Source organism: Stenotrophomonas sp. S39 (assembly GCF_016624665.1).
In the GTDB taxonomy this organism is placed as follows: Bacteria; Pseudomonadota; Gammaproteobacteria; order Xanthomonadales; family Xanthomonadaceae; genus Stenotrophomonas.
In genome coordinates, this window is sequence record NZ_JACVTT010000005.1 from 38,766 (window position 1) to 62,372 (window position 23,607).

Annotated in this window: 23 protein-coding genes; 5 read left to right on the forward strand and 18 right to left on the reverse strand. The window is 67.8% G+C overall.

Annotated elements, in window-relative coordinates:
• Nucleotides 1-20 precede the first annotated feature (20 nt).
• Nucleotides 21-467 carry a transposase gene (locus IAE41_RS03140; RefSeq protein ID WP_200732049.1) on the forward strand — a complete coding sequence of 149 codons (447 nt, stop codon included), beginning with the start codon at nt 21-23 and terminating at the stop codon, nt 465-467.
• A gap of 144 nt (nt 468-611) precedes the next feature.
• On the opposite strand, the gene IAE41_RS03145 is transcribed toward IAE41_RS03140, so the two are convergent.
• Genes IAE41_RS03145 through IAE41_RS03160 form a run of 4 tightly spaced genes read right to left on the reverse strand, consistent with a single transcriptional unit; the run spans nt 612 to nt 4,512 of the window.
• Nucleotides 612-992 (reverse strand): DUF2894 domain-containing protein, encoded by a 381-nt coding sequence (locus IAE41_RS03145; protein ID WP_200732050.1) that lies wholly within the window; start codon nt 990-992, stop codon nt 612-614.
• Nucleotides 982-1,620, reverse strand: a complete 639-nt coding sequence (locus tag IAE41_RS03150) for an OmpA family protein (RefSeq protein WP_200732051.1) — start codon at nt 1,618-1,620, stop codon at nt 982-984. Before IAE41_RS03150 ends, IAE41_RS03145 begins: the two co-directional genes overlap by 11 nt.
• Nucleotides 1,617-3,848: a DUF802 domain-containing protein gene (locus IAE41_RS03155; RefSeq protein WP_200732052.1), complete on the reverse strand. Its 2,232-nt coding sequence runs from the start codon at nt 3,846-3,848 to the stop codon at nt 1,617-1,619. Before IAE41_RS03155 ends, IAE41_RS03150 begins: the two co-directional genes overlap by 4 nt.
• A 10-nt stretch (nt 3,849-3,858) precedes the next feature.
• Nucleotides 3,859-4,512, reverse strand: coding sequence for a DUF3348 family protein (locus tag IAE41_RS03160; protein WP_200732053.1), 654 nt, complete (start codon nt 4,510-4,512; stop codon nt 3,859-3,861).
• A 170-nt stretch (nt 4,513-4,682) separates the two neighbouring features.
• On the opposite strand from IAE41_RS03160, the gene IAE41_RS03165 reads away from it, so the two are divergent.
• Nucleotides 4,683-5,600 carry a M14 family metallocarboxypeptidase gene (locus IAE41_RS03165; RefSeq protein WP_108759760.1) on the forward strand — a complete coding sequence of 306 codons (918 nt, stop codon included), beginning with the start codon at nt 4,683-4,685 and terminating at the stop codon, nt 5,598-5,600.
• A 91-nt stretch (nt 5,601-5,691) separates the two neighbouring features.
• On the opposite strand, the gene IAE41_RS03170 is transcribed toward IAE41_RS03165, so the two are convergent.
• The 10 genes from IAE41_RS03170 to IAE41_RS03215 all read right to left on the reverse strand — a co-directional run bounded on the left by IAE41_RS03170 (nt 5,692) and on the right by IAE41_RS03215 (nt 16,094).
• Nucleotides 5,692-6,318, reverse strand: coding sequence for a hypothetical protein (locus IAE41_RS03170; protein WP_200732054.1), 627 nt, complete (start codon nt 6,316-6,318; stop codon nt 5,692-5,694).
• 111 nt (nt 6,319-6,429) lie between these two features.
• Nucleotides 6,430-7,668, reverse strand: coding sequence for a hypothetical protein (locus IAE41_RS03175; RefSeq protein ID WP_200732055.1), 1,239 nt, complete (start codon nt 7,666-7,668; stop codon nt 6,430-6,432).
• Nucleotides 7,669-7,777: 109 nt separating this feature from the next.
• Nucleotides 7,778-8,164 carry a 4-carboxymuconolactone decarboxylase gene (pcaC, locus tag IAE41_RS03180; RefSeq protein WP_200732056.1) on the reverse strand — a complete coding sequence of 129 codons (387 nt, stop codon included), beginning with the start codon at nt 8,162-8,164 and terminating at the stop codon, nt 7,778-7,780.
• Nucleotides 8,161-9,618, reverse strand: a complete 1,458-nt coding sequence (locus tag IAE41_RS03185) for an NAD-dependent succinate-semialdehyde dehydrogenase (protein WP_200732057.1) — start codon at nt 9,616-9,618, stop codon at nt 8,161-8,163. Before IAE41_RS03185 ends, pcaC begins: the two co-directional genes overlap by 4 nt.
• 57 nt (nt 9,619-9,675) lie before the next feature.
• Entirely contained in the window at nt 9,676-11,067 is a 1,392-nt protein-coding gene (locus IAE41_RS03190; RefSeq protein WP_200732058.1) for a cytosine permease, read from the reverse strand.
• A 190-nt stretch (nt 11,068-11,257) separates the two neighbouring features.
• Nucleotides 11,258-12,727 (reverse strand): aldehyde dehydrogenase, encoded by a 1,470-nt coding sequence (locus IAE41_RS03195; protein ID WP_200732059.1) that lies wholly within the window; start codon nt 12,725-12,727, stop codon nt 11,258-11,260.
• Nucleotides 12,728-12,729: 2 nt separating this feature from the next.
• Nucleotides 12,730-13,773: an LLM class flavin-dependent oxidoreductase gene (locus IAE41_RS03200; protein ID WP_200732060.1), complete on the reverse strand. Its 1,044-nt coding sequence runs from the start codon at nt 13,771-13,773 to the stop codon at nt 12,730-12,732.
• A 1-nt stretch (nt 13,774) separates the two neighbouring features.
• Nucleotides 13,775-14,692: a flavin reductase family protein gene (locus IAE41_RS03205; RefSeq protein WP_200732061.1), complete on the reverse strand. Its 918-nt coding sequence runs from the start codon at nt 14,690-14,692 to the stop codon at nt 13,775-13,777.
• A gap of 36 nt (nt 14,693-14,728) precedes the next feature.
• Nucleotides 14,729-15,523 (reverse strand): alpha/beta fold hydrolase, encoded by a 795-nt coding sequence (locus IAE41_RS03210; protein WP_200732062.1) that lies wholly within the window; start codon nt 15,521-15,523, stop codon nt 14,729-14,731.
• The gene (locus tag IAE41_RS03215; RefSeq protein WP_200732063.1) at nt 15,492-16,094 is read right to left on the reverse strand and encodes an amino acid synthesis family protein; all 603 of its coding nucleotides are present in this window, start codon (nt 16,092-16,094) and stop codon (nt 15,492-15,494) included. Before IAE41_RS03215 ends, IAE41_RS03210 begins: the two co-directional genes overlap by 32 nt.
• A gap of 285 nt (nt 16,095-16,379) precedes the next feature.
• Here IAE41_RS03215 and IAE41_RS03220 point away from each other — a divergent pair, with 285 nt between their 5' ends.
• The 3 genes from IAE41_RS03220 to IAE41_RS03230 all read left to right on the forward strand — a co-directional run bounded on the left by IAE41_RS03220 (nt 16,380) and on the right by IAE41_RS03230 (nt 18,228).
• Nucleotides 16,380-17,051, forward strand: a complete 672-nt coding sequence (locus tag IAE41_RS03220) for a GntR family transcriptional regulator (protein WP_200732064.1) — start codon at nt 16,380-16,382, stop codon at nt 17,049-17,051.
• The gene (locus IAE41_RS03225) at nt 17,051-17,332 is read left to right on the forward strand and encodes a DUF1330 domain-containing protein (protein WP_200732065.1); all 282 of its coding nucleotides are present in this window, start codon (nt 17,051-17,053) and stop codon (nt 17,330-17,332) included. The genes IAE41_RS03220 and IAE41_RS03225 overlap by 1 nt, the downstream gene beginning before the upstream one ends.
• A 251-nt stretch (nt 17,333-17,583) precedes the next feature.
• Entirely contained in the window at nt 17,584-18,228 is a 645-nt protein-coding gene (locus tag IAE41_RS03230; RefSeq protein ID WP_200732066.1) for a hypothetical protein, read from the forward strand.
• A gap of 334 nt (nt 18,229-18,562) precedes the next feature.
• On the opposite strand, the gene IAE41_RS03235 is transcribed toward IAE41_RS03230, so the two are convergent.
• The 4 genes from IAE41_RS03235 to IAE41_RS03250 form a co-directional block, all read right to left on the reverse strand.
• Nucleotides 18,563-20,758, reverse strand: coding sequence for a TonB-dependent receptor (locus tag IAE41_RS03235; protein ID WP_200732067.1), 2,196 nt, complete (start codon nt 20,756-20,758; stop codon nt 18,563-18,565).
• A gap of 113 nt (nt 20,759-20,871) precedes the next feature.
• Nucleotides 20,872-22,341 (reverse strand): M23/M56 family metallopeptidase, encoded by a 1,470-nt coding sequence (locus tag IAE41_RS03240; RefSeq protein ID WP_200732068.1) that lies wholly within the window; start codon nt 22,339-22,341, stop codon nt 20,872-20,874.
• Nucleotides 22,338-22,721 (reverse strand): BlaI/MecI/CopY family transcriptional regulator, encoded by a 384-nt coding sequence (locus IAE41_RS03245; RefSeq protein WP_200732069.1) that lies wholly within the window; start codon nt 22,719-22,721, stop codon nt 22,338-22,340. Before IAE41_RS03245 ends, IAE41_RS03240 begins: the two co-directional genes overlap by 4 nt.
• Before the next feature lie 72 nt (nt 22,722-22,793).
• Nucleotides 22,794-23,603, reverse strand: coding sequence for a trypsin-like serine protease (locus tag IAE41_RS03250; protein ID WP_200732070.1), 810 nt, complete (start codon nt 23,601-23,603; stop codon nt 22,794-22,796).
• Nucleotides 23,604-23,607 lie beyond the last annotated feature (4 nt).

The following is a 23,607-nucleotide window of genomic DNA, read 5'->3' on the forward strand; positions in this document are numbered from 1 at the left end:
TGCCTGGCCCATGATGTGCCATGAGCAGCCATCGCCTCCGCCTCGGCCGCCGCTCGATCACTGGCCAGGCCTACGTTCTGACAACGACCACCCATCAGCGCCGCCGCCTCTTTGAAAGCGCGGCGGCGGCAGCCTGCGTCATCGAGCAGTTCCGATACATTGAAGAGAAGGGGCTGGTGCGGTCGTTCGCCTGGGTCGTCATGCCGGATCACGTGCACTGGATGTTCCAGCTGCAGGCGTCGGAGCTTGCTGACATCGCCCGCCGGCTGAAGTCATCCAGTGCGCTGGCGCTGAATCGACTGGCCGACCGGCGCAGTACGATATGGCAGTCAGGGTATTTCGATCACGCGGTGAGAGCCGAGGAGTCGCTGGTGAAGCAGGCGCTGTATATCCTGGGGAACCCGATCCGGGCCGGTCTCGCCAGGCAGATCGGCGAGTATCCGCACGCGTGGTCGATGTGGACGTAATGCCGGCCAGCGGCCGGCACTACCACGGCGCTAACTGTTGCATCGCGGGGCGGGAGGTAGTGCCGGACGCCGGCCGGCAACCGCAGCGAGGCGCGTGATAGTGAGCAGCTGCCGGCCAGCGGCCGGCACTACCGAGGCAAAGGCCTAGACGCCGGTGCGGGGCTTGCGCGTGCGCTTGGGCTTTGCGGCATCGCCGCCGCTGGCGGCACCGTCCTGCAGCGCCTGCAGCCAGGACAGCGTGTCGATGTAGTCGATGAAGTGGCGCAGGTAGCCGGGGCTGGTGGCCTGCATCGTGTCCAGCATGCGCTGCACCAGCACGGCCGAGTTCAACGGGCCGCCATCGGCGGGTGCCTCGGCACGCAGCGAGCGGCGCACCTGCAGTTCGCTGCGCAGCTCGGACCACTCGCGGCGCACCTGGTCCAGCATCGGCACCTGCGGGTAATGCGGCAGGCTGCGCGAGCCGGCGTCGAGGTCGCGCACCAGGCCGCGCAGATCTTCCAGCGGCGAGGATGGCTTACGTGCCATCAGCGGCCTTCGGCTTGGGAATCGGCGCGATTTCCACGCGGCGGTTGCGCGCGCGGCCTGCTTCATCGGCATTGGAACTGACCGGCTGCTCGCTGCCGAATGCGGCGGCAAACACGGCATCGGCCGGTACGCCGTCGGCGATCAACGTGCGGGTCACGGTCAGCGAACGTTGCGCGGACAATTCCCAGTTGTCGGCGAAGCGGCGGTTGCCATCGCGGATCGGCGCGTCATCGGTGAAGCCGCTGACCATCAGGATCTCTTCGCGCGTGCCCAGGTACGCCGCCAGCGGCGCCGCCAGGCTGCGCAGCAGCTCCTGGCCTTCCGGCTGCAGCTGGTCCGAGTTGAGGGCGAACAGCACGCTGCCGCTGATGCCGATGCGGCCGTCCACCAGGGTCACCCGGCCGGCGGCCAAGGGGCCGGCCAATGCCTGTTCCAGCGTCTGCAGGCGCTGGGCTTCGGCCTGGCGCTGCTTCACTTCCTGGTCCAGCCGCTGCGACAGCTCCAGCTGCACCGCCACCACGCCGACCAGGATCAGCACGAAGGCGCCCAGCAGCACCGACATCAGATCGCCGAATGCGGCCCAGATCGGGGCGTGCGAGCCGCCGTCGACCTCCAGTTCGTCACTCATGCGCTACCGGCCTTGCCACGGCGCGTGGCCAGCTGCTGCAGTTCTTCCATCACCTGCTTCTGCGACAGCAGGCTGAGGTCGACCACCTCGCGTGCCTGCGCCACGTAGTAGGCCAGCTGCTCGTCGCTGCGGGCCAGCGAGGCGTCCAGGGCGCCGCCAATCTGTTCCAGGCGCCCGGACAGTTCGGTCGATGCGGCGCCGAACTGTTCGACGGCGGCGCCGAAGGTGCCGGCCAGCTGGCCGACCTCCGCTGCGCTGCCACTGAGGTGGCCGGCGATGCCGTCGAGCTTGCCGGTCTCGGCAGCAATATGGTCGGTGAAGCGGCTGCCGACGCGTTCCAGCAGCTCGGCCGAGCCGCCCACCAGTGCGTCCACGGCGCTGCGCTGTTCGTGCGAAGCGTGGTTGATCGCTTCCAGCAGGGTCTGCACGGTGGCCAGCAGGTGGCCGCGCTCTTCCAGCATGGCATTGTCGCGCACCAGGCTTTCAGACAGGGTGCTGCGCAGTTCGTTGATGACCTCGGCTGCGGCCTTGGGGGCGTCGGCGGCGGTCTGCAGCAGGGTGGAGACCTCTGCCAGAGTGGCGCTGGCCTGTGCGCGGCCGTTCTCGCCGATCTGCTGCGCCGTGCTGGCCAGGGTCGCGCAGACCTGCTGCTGGCGCTCGGCCAGGCCCTGCGCGATGGCTTCCAGTGCGCTGCTCCACTGCTGCAGGCGCTGCTCATCACCGGCCTGCAACTGCGACTGCAGGGCCACGTGTGCCTGCTGCAGTTCCGTGGCGACCGCATCCCAGCGCGCCTGGCGCTGCTGCTCGCGCGCATCCAGGCCCGCCTGCAGTTCTGCATGAGCGCTGGCGGCCGCAGCCTGTGCCGCCTGCCAGTGCTGCGAACGCAGTGCTTCGTGGTCCTGCAGCAGCGACTGGCTGGCACTGTGGCGCTCGTCCAGGGCCTGCAGCAGTGCCTGTGCCTGCGTGTCCAGCTGTGCGCCCACTGCCTGCAGCGACTGTTGCTGGCGTTCCAGCAGCGTGGTGTTCAGTGCGTGCTGCTGCTCGGCAGCACTGCGCCATGCGTCGGCCGCGCCAGCGGCATCGGCCTGCAGGCGATCGCTGATGCGTGCGATCAGCGTTTCGGCCTGCGTGCCCTGGCCATCACTGAAGGCCTGCAGGTGCTGACGCAGATCGGCCACCAGCGCCTCCTGCGCCCGGGCCTGCTCGGCCACGACCTTGGCCCAGCTCGCCTCGGTGGCAACGCGGCTGCGCTCGAAGCCATCGTTGAGGCCGGCCAACTGCTGCTGCACGGCCTGCTCGACACGCGCATGCAGGGCCTGGCCATGGGTTGCCAGGCCGGTCAGCGTGGTTTCGGCCATCGGCTGCAGCGCGCCACCAATGGCGGCCGCACTGGCTTCGGCACCTTCGCGCAGCGACTGCTGCAGCGAAACCGCCAGGCGTTCCTGCAGGGCCTGGCTCTGGGTGAGGAACTCGGACTGTCCGGCCAGCAGCCGCTCGTTGGCGGCAGTGCTGTGCTGTTCGAAGGCGCTGGTCATCGCCTGCAGGCGGTCCACCAGCGCGGGCAGGGCGGCCGACTGCGCCTGCAGCAGGCGCAGCGATTCGGCGCGCTGCCAGGCCTGCGAATACGGATGCAGCTCACCGGCGATGGCGCGGTCCAGCTGCTGTACCACCTGCAGCCGGTCGCGGCGCAGCAGCGCCGACAGCAGGCCGAGCATGGCCGAGCTGGCCACGCCGGCAATGGAGGTGCCGAACGCTACGGCCAGGCCCTGCACGGGCGAGGCCAGCGAGCCGCGGATGGCGGCCATGTCGGTCGCGCTCTGCAGGGCAAGGCCGGTGCCGCGCAGCGTATCCATCATGCCCAGCAGGGTGCCGAGCATGCCCAGCAGCACCAGCAGGCCCACCAGGTAAGGGGTCAGCACCGGGCCGGGCAGGGCGATGCGCTCGCCTTCCACGCGCAGGCGCACGGCATTGCGCAGGCCCACCGGCACGCGCTCCAGCCACGGCGCCAGCGATTCCTTCGCCGTGCCCAGGTCGTTCAGTGCAGCGCGCAGCCCGTTGCTGGCCTGGCGGTAGCGGTACAGCTCCACGCCGCCGGCGATGTAGCAGGCCGCGATGATCGCCGCCACGGCCGCGCCCAGCGGGTGCACCGCCACGTAGCCGATGCCGATCCAGCACACGGCCAGCAGGCCGACAAGGAATACAACGACATGGAAAGCAGTTCTGGACATGGTGTTCCGGTCAGTGGGAGCGCAGGGCTGCAAGCAGCCCATGGATCGGGTGGAAACGCAGTTCGAGCTCGGCCAGCAGCAGGCTGCGCATGTCATTGCGGAATGCCGCGCGCCAGCCGGGCTGGCCGTGCACGCGTTCGAAACGGGCGCCCAGCACCGTGGGCACCGTCGCCAGCAGGCTGTGCTCGCGCGGGGTCAGGGTCTGTTCCATCACCGCATCGACCTCGGCCAGCCGTGCCAGTTCGGGCGAGGCCTGCACCAGCTGGTCGCGCAGGCGGCCGCGCAGGCGCCCGGTGGCGGTCTGGATGGCCTGCTGCAACACACGGTAGCGCTGGCGCAGCGAGGCGAAGTTGGCCTGTGCGGCGACCTCGGCCAGGTCCAGCAGGCGCTCGGCCTCGGCATCCTCGCCGATGGAGGCCAGCAGGCTGGCCTCGGCCTGTGCGCAGTCGGCCAGCAGGTCGTCCACCGCCTCGGCGGCCTCGCCCGCCTCGGGCAGGCGGCCGTCCAGCGCCCCGGAGAGGGCCACGGCACGGCTCCAGTCCACCCACTGGCCGAGGCGATCGGTCAGGGCGGGACTGCTGGCCGGCATCGCACCGTCGCTGAGACGGGCAAGCAGGCGGAGGAAGTCCGGTCCACCGAGGACCGGCTGCGCGGCGTTCGCCATCAAGTAGCCAGGGGCCAAAAACCGTTGATTTTACAACCAGATGACCGCCGCTGGATGAAGGGGCCGGGCCATCCCCCGTGGGCAGGCACGGGGAGGGTCTCGGCCCGCGCCGGCAGACGGCTTAGAATGGTCGGCTGCACTAACGCAACTGGACCCTCTGGAGCTTCTGCATGACCCTCGCGCCGTTCTATCCCATCGGTACCCCCGGCCAGCCCTGGGGCGATGCTGAACGCGCACAGTGGCGGGCCGCCCAGCAACGCCAGCGCAGCTACCACGACGACGTGGTGGCCGCGCTTGAGCGCCTGGACGACGGTTTCGACGTGATCCAGTACGGTCAGCTCGACTATGCCCCGGATCACTACCCGCTGTTTGCCGTGGTCAACCATGACTGGAACCCGGCGCTGCCGACCGCCCTGGTCACCGGCGGCGTGCACGGCTATGAAACCAGCGGCGTGCACGGTGCGCTGCAGTTCCTCGAACAGCAGGCCGAGCGCTACCTGGGCCGGATGAACCTGATCGTGGCGCCGTGCGTCAGCCCGTGGGGCTACGAGCGCATCCAGCGCTGGAACCCGAATGCGATCGACCCCAACCGCAGCTTCCGTGACGGGGGCCTGATCGAGGAAGCCGCCTCGCTGATGCGCTGGGTGGCCGAGCGCAAGGCGGACATCCGCGTGCACCTGGACCTGCACGAGACCACCGACAGCGACCTGCACGAGTTCGATCCGGCACGCTGTGCCCGCGATGGCAAGCCGTTCGAGCGTGACACCATCCCCGATGGCTTCTACGTGATCGGCAACAGCGAGGATCCGCAGCACGGCTTCCAGAAGGCACTGATCGAGGCCGTGGCCCCGATCACCCATATCGCCCCGGCCGATGCCGAGGGCAACCTGGTGGGCCTGCCGCTGCAGTCGCCGGGCGTGGTCTGGGGCGAGTCGCGCTCGATCGGCGCGTGCGCCGGCTTCACCGATGCGCGCTATGCCACCACCACCGAGGTATACCCGGACAGCCCGCGCACCAATCCGCAGGAATGCAACGACGCCCAGGTGGCGGCGGTGTGCGCGGGCCTGGATTACGCACTGGCCCAATGACGTAACGCCGGGCTCGCTCGACTGCTGTTGGAGAAGCAGTCGAGCAAGCTCGACTCTACCCAAGCAGAGCCATGCCCGGCGGCGCTGCGGATCATCCCTTCTGGCGCTGCTCCTGGATGGCCTTGTCCAGTGCATCCAGGTCATCGGTAGACGACTGCAGCCACTGCGCATACGCAGGGGTTTCGACGAAGCCTTCGCCGCGCAGCACGGTGTCCAGGTCCGGGTTGTCATTGCTGGCGTGCTGCAGGAAGCCCGCCATCAGGCCCGACAGGCGGTGCGCGGCTTGGAAAGCAGCCTGCGGCGATCCCGCCGGCTCCACGATGGTGCCGAGGAAAGCCGCGTAGGCGGCGTGATCGACGTCGAAGTCATCGCGGTTCTTGAACGCCTCTGCACTCAGCTGTGCTTCGCCCGAGCTGTGGCGGGCGAAGCCCCAGGTCCAGATATCGAGGAAATGCAGCGCTTCCAGCTTCTGGCGTTCTTCCGTGCTCAGATCGATCGCGCCGGACAGGGCGTACTCCATGGTGGCGGCCGAGAAGGCTTCGGTGCCGGAGTTGGCGTGGAAATCGCTGAGGCTGCGCAGCGCATCGGGTTCATGCGGGTCGAGCTGCAGCGCACGGTAGATCACGCGCGCGCCTTCGATGTGGCGGCCCTCGGCGATGAAGATGTTGAGGGCGTGGCTGGCCAGCTGGGCGGCGTTGAGTTCGGCGAAGGTCGTCATCGGGGTGGGAAAGGGAAAGGGCGGTCCGATGGTAGGTGCAGTGTTTCGCCGCAACAAGGGCCATACCCGGCCGCGCAGTAGATCCACGCCATGCGTGGATGTTCGATTGACTCAGAACCGGTAGCCGATGACCGTGAACAGCGAGGTCTTGTAGCGGTCATCACCGCCCTCCGCGGCGCCGCTGGTGTACTGCCCGGCACCCACGAACGGATCGTTGCGGCCAACCAGCAGCTCGCTGGATACGCGCAGGCGGCCATGCGTCCATGCGCCGCCCAGGGTCAGGCGCTGGCTGTCCTTGAAGTCGGCTTCGTCCTTGATGAAGCGTGACAGGCTGGCGTACAGATCGACGTCCTGCCCGCCCAATGTCACCGGGCGACCCACTTCGGCGAACACCACCGTGCCCTTCGTGGCGATGTTGTACGACGCATCGAAACCGCCCACGGTGATCACGTGCGTATCGCGCGCTGCCGGCAGGCTGATGTCCTGCCGTGCCACCAGCACCTTGCCGCGCCAGCTGCCGTTGCCCACCTTGATGCTCGCCGCCAGCGCGCGGCGCTCACCGTCACCCTGCGGCGTCCCGCTTTCATCCTGCAGCCGGGAGGAAAGGCCCGAGACGGCGGCCGAGACCGTGATGTCATCGTGCCTGTACAGATCCCAGTCGAGCGTGGCCGCCACCAGGTCGCGTTCCGAGGTGCGGGTGCCGTTGGGCACGTAGCTGTCGCCCTGCACGAAGGCCGTGGAGTAGCGCGCCCCATCGCGGCTGATGCCCTTGCCGTCCGGCGTGGAGGTGGGGTAATAGCCGGCGGCCAGGCGGTAGCCCTGGCCATCATGGCGATAGGTGATACCCGGTGCGTACACCTCTTCCAGGCCGACGACGAAGCCGATGCTGCCGAGCACCTGTGCGCCCCAGTACTGCTCATCCAGCACCACCGGCTGCAGGCCCACCGCCACCCGGTCACCATTGGCGAAGCGGCGCCCGGCGTACGCCTGCAGCGGGAAGCTCACTTCGCCGGGGTAGTTGCGGTAGCCGCCCGCATGCGAGTACAGCACGCTGCCGCCGTAGAAGCGGTACTGCGCCGAGGCGAAATAGTCCCTGCCGTCATAGTCGGCCTTCAGGATGAGCGTGTCGAAGGACAGATGGTTGGAGGTGCGGCGGGTGCCGTCGCCGTGTGCGTCGTTGAAGCGCACATCCCAGCGGCCGCGCAGGACACCGCCAAGTGTCCAGCCGGTGTGTGCCGGTGCAGGCGTATCGACGGCCTCGGCGGGGGTTTCGGCATGTGCAAGCGAGGCACACGCCAGACACAGGGCCAGGACAAGAGGCGAACGGACGAAACGGAACGCAGGATGCATGGCAGGTTCCCAGGCAGGAACAGCAGGAAAGTGGACCATCGGGCAACAGGGCGCCCACCGCGCCGCAAGGCACGGGCAGGGCGCAATGATGGAGAGGTGCGGTCGGGTGTTACGTCTCGGTAGCGTCGAACTCGCCGATGGCCTCGCGGGCCACGCGGAAACTGTCGACCGCAGCGGGCACGCCGCAGTAGATCGCCACCTGCAGCAGCACCTCGCGGATCTTCTCGCGGCTGACGCCGTTGCGCAGTGCGCCCTTGACGTGGATCTTCAGCTCGTGCGGCCGGTTCAACGCGGAAATCATCGCGAGGTTGATCAGGCTGCGCTCGGCCAGGGCGAGGTCGCTGCGCGCCCACACCGTGCCCCAGCAATACTCGGTCACCAGTTCCTGCAGCGGCTGGCTGAAGGCATCGGCCTGCGCCAGGGCGCGATCCACATACTCGTCACCCAGCACGTGGCGGCGGATCTGCAGGCCTTTCTCGAAGCGGGAATCGCTCATGCGCTGATGCCTCCGAACAGGGTGTACTTGATGTCCAGGAAATCCTCGATGCCGTAGCGCGAACCCTCGCGCCCCAGCCCGGACTGCTTGATGCCGCCAAACGGCGCCACTTCATTGGAGATCGCAGCGCGGTTGATGCCGACCATGCCGTAGTCCAGCCGTTCGCTCATGCGCCAGGCGCGGCCGAGGTCGCGGGTGTAGCAGTACGCGGCCAGCCCGGAATCGGTGGCGTTGGCCAGGCGCACGGCCTCGGCCTCATCGTGGAAGCGGAACACGGCGGCCAGCGGGCCGAAGGTTTCGTCGGTCGCCACCTGCATCTCGGCGGTGGCATCGACCAGCAGGGTCGGCTGGTAGAAGCACTCGCCCTGCGCGCCGACGGCGCCGCCCAGCAGCACGCGCCCGCCCTTGGCCACCGCATCGTCCACGTGCGACTGCACCTTGGCGACAGCGGCGGTGTTGATCAGCGGGCCGATCTGCGTGCCCTCGGCTTCGCCCGCGCCCACCTTCAACGCGGCGATGCGCGCACGCAGTGCCTCGACGAAGGCATCGTGGATGGCGTCGTGCACGAGGAAGCGGTTGACGCAGACGCAGGTCTGGCCGGCGTTGCGGAACTTGGCCAGCATCGCGCCATCAACCGCCGCTTCGAGATCGGCATCCTCGAACACGATGAACGGCGCGTTGCCGCCCAGCTCCAGCGACACCTTCTTCACTGTCTTCGCGGCCTTGCCGTACAGCATGCGGCCGACCGGCGTGGAGCCGGTGAAGGTGAATTTGCGTACCTCCTCGCTGTCGAAGAACGCATCACCGATGGACGCGGCATGGCCGGTGACCACGCTGAACATTGCCGCGGGCACGCCTGCCTGCAAGGCCAGGTCGGCCATCGCCAGCGCGGTGAACGGCGTTTCCGCCGCCGGCTTGACGATGCATGGGCAGCCGGCGGCCAATGCCGGGGCGACCTTGCGGGTGATCATCGCGGCGGGGAAATTCCACGGCGTCACCGCCGCCACGATGCCGATCGGCTGGCGCGTCACCATGATCCGCGCATCGGGGTAGGGGCTGGGAATGATGTCACCGTAGACGCGCTTGGCTTCCTCGGCGAACCATTCGACGAAGCTGGCGGCGTAGACGATCTCCGCGCGGGCCTCGGCCAGCGGCTTGCCCTGTTCGGCGGTCAGCAGGCGCGCAAGGGTTTCGGTGTTTTCGATCAGCAGGCGGTGCCAGGCCTTCAGCACGCGCGAGCGATGCTCGGCCGTGGTGGCACGCCAGTCGGCCCAGCCGGCGCTCGCTGCCGCGATCGCGCGCTCGGTTTCGGCACCGCCCAGGCGCGGCACCGTGCCCAGCGGCTGCTGGGTCGCCGGGTCGAGGATTTCATCCACCTCACCGCTGTCGGCGGTGATCCATTGCCCAGCCACCAGCGCACGCTGGTGGAACAGCGCGGACGTTTCAACGTTCATGCATACCTCGTGGTTCGTGTCGGGCGCGGGCACCGGGGTACCCGCGCCGGTGGGGGTTCAGGTGGCCGCGACACTGGCGCCCTGGGGCGCACGCACGGCCAGCAGGTAGTAGGCGAGGGCGCTGACCAGCAGGCCGATCACCCAGGACACATCGACGCCACCGAACAGCTGCGCCCACGCGCCTTGGAAGAACGCGTTGCTGATGAACGGCACCTGGGCGATGGCGCCCAGCAGGTAGGCCAGCAGGGCACGGCCATTGAACAGGCCATAGCGGCCCCCATCGCGGGCGAAGATCGAGGCGATGTCGTAGCGCCCGCCGTTCACCACGTAGAAGTCCAGCAGGTTGATCGACACCCACGGCGCCAGGATGAACAGCAGCGCGAACACCGCGTTGATGAAGATCTCGATGAAGTTGGCCGACGCCCACAGTGCGCACAGCGTGGACGCCGCCAGCAGGGCGCACGACAGGGTGATGCGGGCCAGCCGTGCCGGCGTCCACGCGGGCGAGAACGTCTGCAGCGAGGTGACGCAGGACAGCACCGCGCCGTACAGGTTCATCGCGTTGTGGCCGATGATGTTGACCAGGAACAGCACCATCAGCACATAACCGAACCAGCCGGTGTGCAGGCGTACCGCTTCCATCGCATCGGTCTGCTGGCCACCGCTGACCGCCAGCATGCCGAAGGTGAAGGCCAGGATGGGGCCCAGTGCAGCGCCCAGGTAGGTGTAGATGAAGGGCCGGAACACGCCGACGCTGCGCGGCAGCGCACGCGAATAGTCCGAGGTGTAGGGCGAGAAGCTGATCTGCCAGACGCAGCAGATGCCGAACATCGAGAACCAGCCGGCGGGCGAGAAGCTGCCATGGCTGAAGGCTTCGGTGCCCAGGCGCGGCACCATGATGGCCAGGCCGATGGCCAGCGCGCCGCCCATGAACCAGATGCCGATGCGGTTGAAGCCGTGGATGAAGTTGTAGCCGATGATGCCGATGGCCGTGGCCAGCGCCGCACCGATGATGGTGGCCAGCGGCAGCGGCACCGCCGGGATGACCGTGTGCAGGGTCTTGCCGGACAGGATGATGTTGGAGATGAAGTAGCCCAGGTAGATCAGCGTGGTGAAACCCACCACCAGCAGCGAGCCGAAGCGGCCGAACTGCGCGCGGCTCTGGATCATCTGCGGGATGCCGGCCAGCGGGCCCTGGGCCGAGGCAAGGGCGAGAATGGCGGCGCCGAACATATGGCCGGTGACGATGGCCAGCAGCGCACTGGCGATGTCCAGCTTGAAGGTCAGCACCGACATCGCGCCGGTGATGACCGCCAGCGGGGCGATGTTGGTACAGAACCACAGGGTGAACAGGTCACGGGGGTTGCCGTGGCGTTCCTGCTCGGGGATGTAGCCGATGGAGTGGCCCTCGATGGAGAAAGCGCCATCCTGCTTGCTTGCATTGCTCATGGGCGGATTTCCTTGGCCTGCCGGTCGCCCGGCAGGCGTGCATCGGGATCGGTCGCGCGCGCCCGGCTGTGCAGGGGCGCAGGAACGATCCGGTCATGGAACCGGGCTGCGCGACCTCGCCCATCGAGGGGGGGGAGGCGAGGGCGCGCGGGCCGGAGGCGGGAACGGGTGTGGGTGCCGGGCGCGGGGCCTAGCGCATCACGAACGGGTCATCCATGGGGACATCGGACGTACGCAGCCACACCGTCTTGGTCGTGGTGTATTCCAGGGCGGCCGCTGCGCCGCCCTCCCGTCCATGGCCCGAAAGACCGAATCCACCGAACGGCGCCAGCGGTGAAATCGCACGATAGGTGTTGATCCAGACCACGCCCGAACGGATTGCCCGGCTCAGCCGGTGCGCGCGCGTCAGGTTGCGGGTGAAGATGCCGGCAGCCAGGCCGAAGGCGGTGCTGTTGGCCTTGCTGATCGCTTGGGCTTCATCGTCGAACACATCCACCGACAGCACCGGGCCGAACAGTTCGGTGGTGATGCTGTCGGCCTGCGGGGACGCGCTGCAGTCGACGATGGTGGGCGGGAAGTAGATGCCGGCGCGGTCGCTGCGGGTACCGCCGCAGAGCACGCGGGCGCCCTGGGCGACCGATGCGGCCAGCACTGCTTCGATGTTCTGGCGCTGGCGCTCGGTGCACAGCGGGCCGAACTCGGTCGCCGCGTCATCGGGGGCGCCGATGCGGATGGCTGCCACTTTCTCCAGCAGCCTCGCAAGGAAGGCATCCTTGATGCCCGCCTGTACCAGCAGGCGCGAACCGGCCACGCAGCTCTGCCCGCTGGCCGCGAAGATCGCAGCCAGTTGTGCGTTCACCGCGCTATCCAGGTCGGCATCGTCGAACACGATGAACGGCGATTTCCCACCCAGTTCCAGCGAGACGCGGGCCAGGTTGCCGGTGGTGTTGGCCACGATGTGGCGCGCGGTGGCCGGGCCGCCGGTGAAGGCCACCTGCGCTACCTTCGGGTGGCTGCTCAGCACGGCGCCACACTCGGGACCGAAGCCGGTGATTACGTTGACCACGCCCGGCGGGAAACCGGCCTGGTGCAGCAGCCGGGCAAACGCCAGCAGCGGACCGGGCGCTTCCTCGGACGCCTTCAGCACCACGGTGCAGCCGGCCGCCAGGGCTGGGCCCAGCTTCACCGCCGACAGGAACAGCTGGCTGTTCCAGGGCACGATGGCGGCGACCACGCCGATCGGCTCACGGCTGATCCAGACCTGCATGTCCGGCTTGTCGACCGGCACGAAGCTGCCTTCGATCTTGTCGGCGATGCCGGCGTAATAGCGGTAGTACTCGGCGATATAGGCGATCTGGCCGCGGGTTTCGCGGATGATCTTGCCGGTGTCGCGGGTCTCGATGGCGGCCAGTTCCGGCGCCGCCTGCTCCAGCAGGTCGGCCAGCCGGTACAGCAGCTTGCCGCGCTGGGAGGCGGTCAGCGTTGCCCAGGCCGGATCGTGCAGGGCACGGTCGGCGGCCTCGACCGCGCGTTCCACCTGCTCGCGGCGCGCCTCGGGCATGGTCGCCCAGGGCGTGCCGGTGGCCGGGTCGATGCTTTCAAACGTACCGGCACCGGCTTCAAAACGGCCGTCGATGTAGAGCTCGAACGGGCTGTCCATGGTCATTCCTGGGCGAAGGCGGGCATGACGTCGTTGATCATACGCAACAGCGAGGCCTTCTTGCGCTCGAAGGACATGCCGGTGTCGATCCAGAACGAGTACTCATCAAAGCCCATGGCCTCGTAGGCCTTCAGGCGGGCGATGACTTCCTCGGCCGGACCGATCACATTGTTGCTGCGCATCGCCTGGGCCGAGTACATCGGGTGGGCGGCAATCTCCTCATCGCTCAGCTTGGCGATCAGGCCCTGGCTGATCGGGCGTTCGTTCTTGAACCACGCGCCGAAGTAGTTGTAGAACACGTTGATCTCATCGGCAGCGATCTGTGCATCGGCTTCCGAGTCAGCCACGTAGGTGTGGCGCAGCAGCATGATCTTCGGGCGCGGCACGTCGCTGAACTTCTCGCAGGCCGCGTTGAAGTGGCCGATCAGCTTCTGCACTTCGTCATCGCCGAAGTGCAGCGGGGTGACCTGCACGTTGCAGCCGTTCTGCACGGCGAATTCGTGACTGTTGGGGTCGCGCGCGGCCACCCAGATCGGCGGGTGCGGCTGCTGCAGCGGCAGCGGCGCGGAGGTGGTGCTGGGGAAGGACCAGAATTCGCCCTCATGGGCGTAGTCGCCCTTCCACAGGCCCTTGATGGCCGGGATCAGTTCGCGCATGCGCTGGCCGGCGCCCCAGGCATCCATGCCCGGCACCATGCGCTCGTACTCGAACGAGTAGGCGCCGCGGGCGATGCCCAGGTCGAGGCGGCCGTTGGAGATGATGTCGGTCATCGCCGCTTCGCCGGCCAGCTTGATCGGGTGCCAGAACGGGGCCACCACGGTGCCGGTGCCCAGGCGCACGTTCTTCGTCTTGTTGGCGATGTCGGCCAGGTTGAGCAGCGGGTTCGGCGCGATGGTGAAGTTCATGCCGTGGTGCTCGCCGGTCCAGATGGCGTGCATGCCACCCTCGTCGGCGATCTGGCACAGCTCGATCATCTCGTCGTACAGCTGCTTCTGCGACTGCTGGTCCGAGACGCGTTCCATATGGATGAACAAGGAAAACCGCATTTCAACTCTCCCTTCCAATCAGTTCTTTGACCACACCGCAGGTGTGGTTGCCGTAATAGGTGCCGTAGGTCTTCAGCGCGCTCTCGCGGCAGTAGCGCTGCAGCATGCTCTTGACCGCTGCATCGGCGATGTCCAGCGCAGGCACGTCGGCCAGCGCCACGTACCGCCCATCCCGCGCGCTCGCCTCGGGCGTGCTGCACAGGAACGTGACGAACTGCCGGTGTGTGTCGGTGTCCGTATAGACGGAGTACACGAAGCTCGGCGAGGCACCGGGCTGATGCCGGGCAAAGATGCGTTCCAATGCGTTGTCTGCACCCTCGTTGCCGATCTCGACGGTGGGCAAGGCCCAGCCGCCTTCCGGCGCTGGCACCAGCAGCAGGCTGTCGTCGTGGGCGATGATCGCGCTGATCAGACCCTTGGTATCGGCCATGACCTCGGTGGCCACCTTGGCGGGGGTGAAGTAGCCACCGCGGTAGTAGCCCAGCCCGGGCAGGCCGGCCGTATGGAAGTGCTCCACCTGCCCGATCAGGACGGCATGGTCACCCGCCTCCACCACCGTGTGCATGGTGCAGTCGAACCACGCACTGACCGCGTCCAGGATCGGGCTTCCGAGAGCGCTGTTGGTCCAGGACACCGCGGCAAACCGATCCGGATTGCGCCGGGCAAAGGTATTCGATGCGTCGGTCTGTGCCTCGGACAGAATGTTGATGGCAAAGCGCTTGGCGCCCACGAAGTTGTCGTAGTTGCCCGATGCATTGGCGATGCTGACCAGCAGCAGCGGCGGATCGAGCGACACCGAAGCGAACGAGTTCGCGGTGAAACCGATCGGTTCACCGTCTGCGGTGGTGGACGTCACGATGGTGACGCCGGTCATGAACGAGCCGAAGGCTTCCCTCAGCTCTTTTGGATCGATAGCCATATGTTCCCTCCAACCGATGGCCTGGAATGTGTGCTGCTAGTTCGTTGTGGTGCCCAGCCATTCCGCCAGCGCCGCGTTGACCTTGGCGGGGGCGGTCAGGTTGACCATGTGGCGTTCGTGCGGGATGACCACGGCCTTGCCGTTGCGCGCCAGCGCCGCCATCGACAGGGCCATGGCCGGCGTCGAGTTGGCATCTTCCGCGCCGGTCAGTGCCAGGGCAGGGCAGCCCACTTCCGACCAGCGTTCGGCGTAGGTCACATCGCCGCGGGCGAAGGCGCGGTAGGCATCGGCATAGCCCTGCACATCCACGTTCTCCAGCCACGAGCGCACGTCCTCCACCAGTGACGCCTCGGTGGTGCCTTCGTCGAACCAGCGCTGCAACGGGGTTTCCACGTCCACCCGGCCAGTGGCCAGTTCATCCGAACGGGTCACCACCGCGTGGCGTGCGGCATCGGTACGCAGGTGTACGCCATTGATGACCGCCAGGCGGCGCACCAGGTCCGGCCGCTCGATGGCCACGCCGGCGGCGATCAGGGCGCCCATCGAGTGCCCGGCCAGGTTGACCGGGCCCAGCTGCAGGGCGCTGATGAACTCCACCATCCACGCCACGTAGTCGGTCAGCCCGGGTTCGCCCGGCAGGCGCGTGCTCTGGCCGTGGCCGGGCATGTCCACCGCGATGACCCGGTACTGCTGGGCGAAGGCGGCGATCTGCGGACCCCAGGCGGCGGCCTGCATGCCGACGCCGTGGATCAGGACCAGGGGCTCTCCCGCCCCCTGGTCCAGGCAGTGCGCCTGTTGGTTACTTGACAGCCGCAGGGTTCGAGACGTCATGGCCGAGCTCTTTCAGGTCCTGGTAGCGGTCACCGATGCGGTGGTGCGGGCGGCCGGCGGTGGCCGCGCCCAGCACGACCACCAGCTCATCGGCAGCCGGGGCATCGGCAATGGCGAACTGCACGGTCAGGTAGTGCGAACGGCGGCCTTCGTCGTTCTTGTCCATCATCGGCAGCACGATCGGCGCATTGGCCGGGCCGCGGGTGTTGGTGAAGGCCAGGTAGGACTTGGCGCGCACCGCGTTGCGGTAGATGTTGCCGAAATGCAGGGTGTGGATCAGCGCCGAGGCGTGTTCCAGCTCGCCGTCCAGGCCGACCACCGCGCTCTTGCCGAAGGCCTCCACCGCATCGCCCGAACCGACCTCGCCCAGGATCAGGTCGGTCAGGTGCTGGCTCAGCTGCGGGCCCAGCGCCCGGATCTCCGGCGACAGGTCCTCGACGTAGCCACGGCCGGCCCACGGGTTACGGATCACGGCCGCGGCGGCCACCATCTTCAGCGGCGTGGCAGCGTCGCGGCCCCCGTCCACATGCACGGTCTCCACGTGGAGAACGGTCTTTCGTATCAGGCTCATCTGGTCCTTCCTCGCCGCCGCTGGCGGTCACAATGGTGGTGTACGGTATGTTGGTATACCATTGGCAGCGACGGTATCACGCTCCAAAATCGGCTTGCAATATGTCTATGCGCATTCATTTTTCGCCCGCGACCAAAGTCGCAGGCAAGGGTGGTGCGACGGGGACGAGGCGGCCTGCCGGGGTGCGCTATTCATGATCCGTGGTTGAATAGCGTGGACGTACATGAGCTTCCGGCAGCGCGCCCGCCACCGCGTGGCTGCCACCTAAAGGGATTGCGAAACACGATGAACCTGAGAATCGACCACTCGCCGGTCACCCTGCGCGAGAAGTGCCTGGAAAAGCTGCGCAACGCGATCATCACCGGCTATTTCCCGTCCGGTGCGCGCCTGGTCGAGCGCACCCTGTGCGAGCAGCTGGGTGTCAGCCGCACGGTGGTGCGCGAAGTGATCCGCTACCTGCAGGCCGAGGGCCTGGTGGAAGTGCTGCCGCAGAAGGGCCCGATCGTGGCCGTGCTGAACTGGGACGTGGCCAGCCAGGTCTACCGCATCCGCCTGGTACTGGAGCAGAGCGCCGTGGCCGACTGCGTGCGCAACCTCACCGACGACACCACCGCGCAGATCCAGAAGGCGCTGGAAACCCTGCGCACATCGTATGGCACCCCGGATATCGCGCCGGTGCTGGAAGCTTCTTCAACGCTGTACGAAACCATCTTCCGTGCCGGCAACAACCACATCGCCTGGGAAATCGTGCAGCGCCTCAATGGCCGCATCAGCCGCCTGCGGGCGATGACCCTGACCCACGTGGACCGCGAAAAAACCGGCTTTGAACGCATCAAGGCCATCTGCGATGCGATCTGCGTGCAGCGCGACGAAGCGCTGGCGCGGCAGCGCGTGGCCGAACACATCGGCGAGGCCGAGGCGATTGCCCATGCCTTGCTCGAACAGGAGCAGAAGTAATGGCCGCCTATTGGATTGCCCACGTGCAGGTACTGGATGCGGAGAAGTACAGCGGCTACACCGCGCTGGCACCGGCCGCCTTTGCGAAGTACGGCGCGAAGTTCCTGGCCCGTGGTGGCCGCTCGGTGGTGCTGGAAGGCGATCTGCCCGACCGCCACGTGGTGATCGAATTTGCCGACCTGGAAACCGCCCAGGCGTGCTATGCCTCGCCCGAGTACCAGCAGGCCAAGGCCAGGCGCGAAGGGCACTGCATCGCCAGCGTGGTGATCGTCGAAGGCTGACCACGCTTTTGTAGAGTCGAGCCATGCTCGACTGCTGTTGGTGACCCAGCCGAGCATGGCTCGGCTCTACAACATCCACGCCGCGCGTGGATGGCCGCGGACGCAGCCGAGCATGGCTCGGCTCCACCAGGTTCAGTAGATCCACGCCATGCGTGGATGCCCACGAATCCCGTGGCCGCCGACCACTTCACAACCCACAAGCACCGCAACCGCGACCATGGGCCATCCCACGCCCACGAGTTCCACCGAGGATGCTGCAGAACCTGCTCCATTTCGCACCGCTGCTGACTGCGGTGATGACCTGCGTGACCGCCCTGATCTGGGTGGTCTACCTCAACTTCTTCCTGCGCAGCTACCGCCGCCAGCAGCGGCCGTCGATCCTCATCACCTCCGGCGCCGGCCGGCACCTGGATGCGCACTGTTTCGTGACCAACCTCGGCCTCGAGCCGGTGTACCTGCTGGACGTGGTGATCGACCTCATCGAGCCCGACGGCAAGGTCGTACGCGCGGTCATCCCTGAGCGCACCGAGCACTGGAGCAAGGGCGCGCCCGGCGAGGACGAGGACATCCGCCGCGCCACCAACGTCGGCCCGCTCAGCAGCGGCGGTGAGCGCGACCTGGGGCGGTTCCGCACGCTCATCGACCGCGCCGGTACCGAGAACCCGGACATCAAGACCGGCAACGCCTTCACGAGTCTGGAAATCACGGTAGTGATTGTCACCGCCAGCCAGGCCGAGCTGTGTGGTGCCTCGCGCTGCTACCGCATTGAATATGGTGACGATGGCGCGCCGAAGTTGAAGGCACGGACCATCAAGGCTGCACAGCTGCAGGGGTATTTCGCGCGGCGGAACCTGACCCGGTTGTTGACCACGCAGTTGGAAGGCTCGCGCCGGTAACGTCGGGCCATGCTCGACGGCTCCGCTTTTGTAGAGCCGAGCCATGCTCGGCTGGTTCGCGCAGACCGCAGCCGAGCATGGCTCGGCTCTACAGAGGAGCGGAAGGCAGCCGAGCATGGCTCGGCTCTACAGAAGAGCGAGGAGCAGCCGACTGCCTGCAGATCGCGTCGCTTTCGCAATTCTTGCATTGCTGCTGCGCCGCTCGAACGCATGCCGCCGCAGGGCCCCCACTATGCGTGCAAATTGCGACACGGATCGGTGTTTCGCAGTGTCCCTCCACCGCATCGCCAAGGCATTCGCGACAGCGCATTACCCGTCAGCACAGCGGCCCGCGTTACAGCGGCAGCTCCCACTGCAGCCGTACGCTGGGGACCGACTGCCGCGCGCTGCGAACCACCTGGGTGCCGCCATCGTCGAAGCGCAATTGGCCGCTCTCGCTGTCCCGGCCGAGCAGGGTGCTGCCGGTCAGCCGTAGCTTGCCACGCCCGTGGGTGCTGTACTGCACCCACGCCTCAAGCTCGCGCCGGTAAGCGGCGATGTCGATTTCGCCCAGACTGTAGCGGATGCGCCCGCCGCTGCGGTAGGTAAATGCCAGACCGCTGCTCCAGCGCGGGGTGATCCGGTAGTCCAGGGCCGCGCTGGCAGTGAACGGCACCTGGTCCTGGATGCGGTTGTCGGGCCCGGGGACACCGCGCACCCGTGACTGGTTCCACGTGGCGTTGCCGCGCAGTTCGATTTCAGGTGCATCGGGCAGCACGCGGGCCAATGGCATCTGTCCGTCGAGTTCGATACCCCAGGCAATGGCGCGGCTGCCGTTGACCGGGGTGGCGACCCAGCGCCCATCACGCAGCAGGGTTTCGGTGCGGATGGGTGAATCGATGCGGCGCAGGTAGCCGCCGATGCTGCCTTGTGTGCCTTCGCGGCCGTGCAGCTCCCAGGCAGTGTCCAGGCCCCAGGCCAGTTCCGGGCGCAGCGCCGGGTTGCCGATCTCGTCCGGGTTCAGTGCGCGGTTGTTGGTGGAGGTGTAGGGCCGTGGCACCAGCAGACGCAGCTCCGGCGCGCGGAAGGTGCGGCTGACGGAGACGCGCAGCTGGTCCTTGCCCTTGGCCCGCTTCCACAGCCCCTGCAGCACCGGGGTGAACACGCTGGCGCGATTGCGCACGGGGGCAAAGTCACGCCCTTCGCTGGTGGTCTGCAGCCGCTCCCAGCGGCCGCCGAGGTAGAAGGCGCTGTGCTCGCCCAGGGCGAACTCATCCTGCGCGTATACCGCAACACGCTGCAGGCGTGCATTGAAGGAGAGATCGCTCGTTGAACCGGCTGCGCCATCGAAGCCCTGCAGCTGCTGCAGGCGCGATTCGCGACGGTCGTCCAGGCTGCCTTCGGCGCCGACCTGCAGGGTATGGCGGCCGCGCGCAGGCAGGGTCCATTGCGCGCGGCTGCTGCTGCCCAGGACATGCAGTCGCGCATCGGTGTGATCGATCAGGTTGTCCTGCCCATCCTGTGCCTGGCCCTGCTCGCGGAAGCGATAGTTTTCGCGGTTGCCGTCCACGGCGCCGCGCACCGTGAGGGTGCCGCCGCGCTGCAGCTGGCGGGTCCATTCCGCGCTGGCCTGCCCTTGGTCCAGGCGCAGGCGCGTGCGCTGGCGGTAGTGCGGCGTGCGCAGGGCGGGTCCACGCAGGGTGTCCCAGTCGATCACCATGTCGCGACGGAAGTCGGACGCATCCAGCAGTGCCTGCAGCGAAACCGTATCGTCCGCCGTGGCATTGAGGGTCATCGAGGGTGACAGCGAAACGTTGTCGCGGCGACCGGTGGCGCGCAGCTGGCTGTGCCGCAGCAGCAGTGGCTGCCCATCGGCGTCCCAGGCCTGTTCGCTGCCGTGCTCTTCCACCAGGAACGCGCGTCCGGTGGCGGTTGCCGTAAGTGCATGGTCGACCCGCGCGCCTTGGTGCGTCTGCCGCCAGCTGGCCGTGGGCGTGCTGCGTGACTGGCTCCCGGCCCAGGACAGGGTCAGGCGTTGGCTGTCCTTGGGTGCGGTGGCGCGGGTGACGATGTTGAGGGTGCCGGCGATGGCGCCTGTTCCGTGATCGACGGTGGGCGCACGCAGGATCTCGATGCGTTCGATCTGATCGGTGGCCAGCGAATCGAGGCTGAACCCGGCGGGGGCGCGCTGGCCATCCAGCAGTATCTGGGTGTAGCCGCTGCCCAGCCCGCGCAGCGATACCGCGCCCGGGCGTCCCGGTGCGCCGCTGGAGACGCTCAGGCCGGGCAGGCGCTTGAGCGCCTCCAGCAGATCGGTATCACCGTGGCGCCTAAGGGTTTCGTGATCGACGACGATGCGGCTGGCCAAATCATCACGCCGCGCGTCATAGCGCTGCGTCTGCACCTGCACGGCCTCCAGTTCGGTGGTGGCCGGCGCCGATGGTGCGGTCTGCGCAGCAGCGGTGGCGGCGGGCCAGAGCAGGCAGCCGATGGCGAGGCGGGTGCTGGCTTGCAGGCGGCGTGGCGGTCGCTGCGTGGAAGAGCCTTGCATTCTCGTTGGATTCCTTTCTGATGGCGAAGCGGCGGGCAGCAGCGGAGCCTCCCGCGGCCGGGCATCGAGTCACTTCGCTTCGGGTGGCAACGCGCGGCGGGCGCGTCAGCGGGTTACTGCAGCCAGGCCTGCGGATCGACGCGCGTGCCGCTGCGCAGCAGTTCCATGTGCAGATGGGGGCCGGTGGTGCGGCCAGTGTTGCCGGTGCGGGCGATGACCTCGCCCTTGCGCACGCGTTGACCGACAACCACCTCGTAGTCCTGCAGGTGGGCAAGCAACGTCTGCCAGCCACCTCCGTGGTCGATGACCACCACCGTGCCGTAGTTGGGGCCATCAGGGTAAGTGCGAGTGGCGGCGATGATCGTGCCATCGGCCGGCGCCTGCACGGCTGTGCCGCGTCGCGCTGCAAAGTCCACGCCACGGTGGGCGCGTTGGCGGAAGTCCGACGCATGGCCGAACACGCTGGTGACCCGCGCTTGGGCAACAGGCGCGGCAAAAGCGGGGGCCAGCGGCACAGTGGCTTCCAGCAGCTTGACCGATGCGGCCTGCAGCGGTACGGCCAGCGATGGCGGGACAGCGGTGGCCGCCGCCTGCACGGCAGCCAGGCAAAGGGTGGCGGTCACACCGGACGCGGCCAGCAGCAGCGTGATGGCCTTGCCGGGGCGGCGGCCTGCATCGCCCTGCAGCATGTGCCGCAGGCGCAGCTGGTGGCCGCCGGGATCGCGGTGTGACAGTGCGCTGGCAGGCCGCAGTGCAGTGGCATGGCGCAGCGTTTCCACGTAGGCCTGCGCCAGCAGGCGGCCATCGCCAGCGGCGGGCGCTTCGGCCAGCGCACGGGCATCGCACTGCAGTTCGGCTGCGAGCTGTACGCGCGCGGCAATGCGTTGCACGAAGGGATTGAACCAATACAGCGCGGCTACCAGACGCATGATGCCGGCGCGCAGTGGATCACGGCGGTGCAGGTGCGCGGCCTCGTGGCCGATGACCAGGCGCAGTGCGCGGTCCGGCAGGGTGAGGCTGGCTGCAGGCAGGAGGATGCGTGCATGGGGCCAGCCGACGGCGAACGGCGTGCCGCCGCCTTCCGTGCAGCGGACAGCGATGCCTGTGGCCTGCAGCTGCCGTACCGCCTGCCGTGATTCTGGGCCCGGCAATTGCGACGTCTGCACGGGGTGACTGCTGCGCAGCACCGCCTGCAGCCGGCGCGTGGCCAGCGCCCAACGTGCCAGCCAAAGCAGCACGCCGCCGCCATACACCGCCCATAGCAGGGCCGGCAGGCCTGCCGCCAGTGACATGCCGAGCGCAGACGCGGGCTCGGCTGCGGGCAGCATGCGGTCCGGCAGCGAGTGCAGTGCGACCGGCAATGCGCCGGTCAGCTGCGGCAATGGTGCGTGCTGAAGCGGCAACAGCAATGCCAGCACGGGCGGCAGCACTGCACACAGCCACGCACCCAGCCAGTAATGCGACGACGCGTGGGAGAGCCGCAGCCTGCGCTGCAGTGTGTGTGCTGCGTACCAGGCCAGGCCAGCGCTGAGCAGGCTGGTTGCAAGCGCGGCCCCCCAGGTGGCGGCTGCCGGCAGGCTCATGGCTGGCCCTCGTCATGTGCACGCAGCAGGGCCTGCAACTGCTCGATCTCCTGGCTGGTGAGCAGCCGGCTGTCAGCGAAGGCCTGGCTGGGCAGCGGCCCATCGATTTCCAGCACGCGGCGCGCGAAATCCGTGCTGAGGGCTGCCAGGGTGGCCACTTTGCCGACCCTGGCGCTGTACACGTTGAGTCCGTGCTGGCTGCCTTCCTTCACCAGGCCCTTGTCGACCATGCGCTCCAGCGTCTTGCGGGTAGAGGAGTACGACCAGTCCAGCGTGGCGACAGCGGCGTTGTGCAGTTCACGTGCGCTGCAGGCGCCGTCGCGCCAGAGGCACTTCAACAGTTTTAGTTCGGCATTGGAGGGGGTGGGTGCGGAGGACATCATCTGGCCTGGCGTTTGATCGATGTCGCAAGTCTGCGACACATGTCGCACGCAACGCAAGTCGGTCGGGCATCACGGCGCGGCGCGAATTGTGCTGACGATCCACTCCGCATAGCGCGAGATGCGTACGTTTTGGACCACCTGGCCGTAGAACCCTGCGTCCAGCGCGTGTTCCGGCACGGCGGTTATCCACGACGCCAAGCCGATGACGTGCCAGCCTGTCTGATCCTGGAGCAGCAACGGGCCGCCACTGTCGCCGTTGCCGATCACGCCTTCCAGCGGGAGGCCGCCCTGCGGGCCATCAAAGCGGTACCAGAGGTAGCGTTCGTTGCCACCAGTCACCGCATTTTCCCCGCGACGCAGCATGCCACGGTGCGATGCGCCAGGTGCCAGCCCGGTGCTGCCGGTGCCGGTCGCACCCTTGCCGACCAGAGTGGCGACCCTTCCGGCTTCGTCCTGCCCGCGGTACAGTCGAACCGGCGGGACATCGCTGACGGGCGTGGCCAACTGGATCAACGCAATGTCATCGGAGGCGGCGAGGAACGCGTGGATCGGGCCTGGATTGCCGGAGGCCAGAGCCGCCTGGCCCAGTTCATCGGGCATGCGCCGGTAGCCCGGATGCACGACCACGCGTTCGACGCGGTAGGCCTGGCCGTTGATCTCCACCTCGGCATCCATGCCCTCCATCGGCGCGGCGTGTGCGGCGGTCACCACCCAGCGCGGCGCGATGAGCACGCCGTGCCCTTCGCCCGGCATGTCGGCCAGGGCCGGGAAGGCGGAGGCCGGAACGCGGTAGGCGCTGTCATCCACATCGCTGCGGATGACGATGGCGCCGGCGGTGAAAGGCAGGGTGGCGAGGGCGAGCAGAAGCCAGCGGTGCATGGGT

What these genes read in the sequence shown, in the direction of transcription:
- IAE41_RS03155 (WP_200732052.1), bottom strand. Translation starts at nt 3,848, where the DNA reads ATGTCCAGAACTGCTTTCCATGTCGTTGTATTCCTTGTCGGCCTGCTG.
- IAE41_RS03165 (WP_108759760.1), top strand. Translation starts at nt 4,683, where the DNA reads ATGACCCTCGCGCCGTTCTATCCCATCGGTACCCCCGGCCAGCCCTGG.
- IAE41_RS03150 (WP_200732051.1), bottom strand. Translation starts at nt 1,620, where the DNA reads ATGAGTGACGAACTGGAGGTCGACGGCGGCTCGCACGCCCCGATCTGG.
- IAE41_RS03250 (WP_200732070.1), bottom strand. Translation starts at nt 23,603, where the DNA reads ATGCACCGCTGGCTTCTGCTCGCCCTCGCCACCCTGCCTTTCACCGCC.
- IAE41_RS03240 (WP_200732068.1), bottom strand. Translation starts at nt 22,341, where the DNA reads ATGAGCCTGCCGGCAGCCGCCACCTGGGGGGCCGCGCTTGCAACCAGC.
- IAE41_RS03235 (WP_200732067.1), bottom strand. Translation starts at nt 20,758, where the DNA reads ATGCAAGGCTCTTCCACGCAGCGACCGCCACGCCGCCTGCAAGCCAGC.
- IAE41_RS03205 (WP_200732061.1), bottom strand. Translation starts at nt 14,692, where the DNA reads ATGGCTATCGATCCAAAAGAGCTGAGGGAAGCCTTCGGCTCGTTCATG.
- pcaC (WP_200732056.1), bottom strand. Translation starts at nt 8,164, where the DNA reads ATGAGCGATTCCCGCTTCGAGAAAGGCCTGCAGATCCGCCGCCACGTG.
- IAE41_RS03215 (WP_200732063.1), bottom strand. Translation starts at nt 16,094, where the DNA reads ATGAGCCTGATACGAAAGACCGTTCTCCACGTGGAGACCGTGCATGTG.
- IAE41_RS03210 (WP_200732062.1), bottom strand. Translation starts at nt 15,523, where the DNA reads ATGACGTCTCGAACCCTGCGGCTGTCAAGTAACCAACAGGCGCACTGC.
- IAE41_RS03200 (WP_200732060.1), bottom strand. Translation starts at nt 13,773, where the DNA reads ATGCGGTTTTCCTTGTTCATCCATATGGAACGCGTCTCGGACCAGCAG.
- IAE41_RS03140 (WP_200732049.1), top strand. Translation starts at nt 21, where the DNA reads ATGAGCAGCCATCGCCTCCGCCTCGGCCGCCGCTCGATCACTGGCCAG.
- IAE41_RS03225 (WP_200732065.1), top strand. Translation starts at nt 17,051, where the DNA reads ATGGCCGCCTATTGGATTGCCCACGTGCAGGTACTGGATGCGGAGAAG.
- IAE41_RS03245 (WP_200732069.1), bottom strand. Translation starts at nt 22,721, where the DNA reads ATGTCCTCCGCACCCACCCCCTCCAATGCCGAACTAAAACTGTTGAAG.
- IAE41_RS03170 (WP_200732054.1), bottom strand. Translation starts at nt 6,318, where the DNA reads ATGACGACCTTCGCCGAACTCAACGCCGCCCAGCTGGCCAGCCACGCC.
- IAE41_RS03175 (WP_200732055.1), bottom strand. Translation starts at nt 7,668, where the DNA reads ATGCATCCTGCGTTCCGTTTCGTCCGTTCGCCTCTTGTCCTGGCCCTG.
- IAE41_RS03185 (WP_200732057.1), bottom strand. Translation starts at nt 9,618, where the DNA reads ATGAACGTTGAAACGTCCGCGCTGTTCCACCAGCGTGCGCTGGTGGCT.
- IAE41_RS03160 (WP_200732053.1), bottom strand. Translation starts at nt 4,512, where the DNA reads ATGGCGAACGCCGCGCAGCCGGTCCTCGGTGGACCGGACTTCCTCCGC.
- IAE41_RS03220 (WP_200732064.1), top strand. Translation starts at nt 16,380, where the DNA reads ATGAACCTGAGAATCGACCACTCGCCGGTCACCCTGCGCGAGAAGTGC.
- IAE41_RS03195 (WP_200732059.1), bottom strand. Translation starts at nt 12,727, where the DNA reads ATGGACAGCCCGTTCGAGCTCTACATCGACGGCCGTTTTGAAGCCGGT.
- IAE41_RS03190 (WP_200732058.1), bottom strand. Translation starts at nt 11,067, where the DNA reads ATGAGCAATGCAAGCAAGCAGGATGGCGCTTTCTCCATCGAGGGCCAC.
- IAE41_RS03145 (WP_200732050.1), bottom strand. Translation starts at nt 992, where the DNA reads ATGGCACGTAAGCCATCCTCGCCGCTGGAAGATCTGCGCGGCCTGGTG.
- IAE41_RS03230 (WP_200732066.1), top strand. Translation starts at nt 17,584, where the DNA reads ATGCTGCAGAACCTGCTCCATTTCGCACCGCTGCTGACTGCGGTGATG.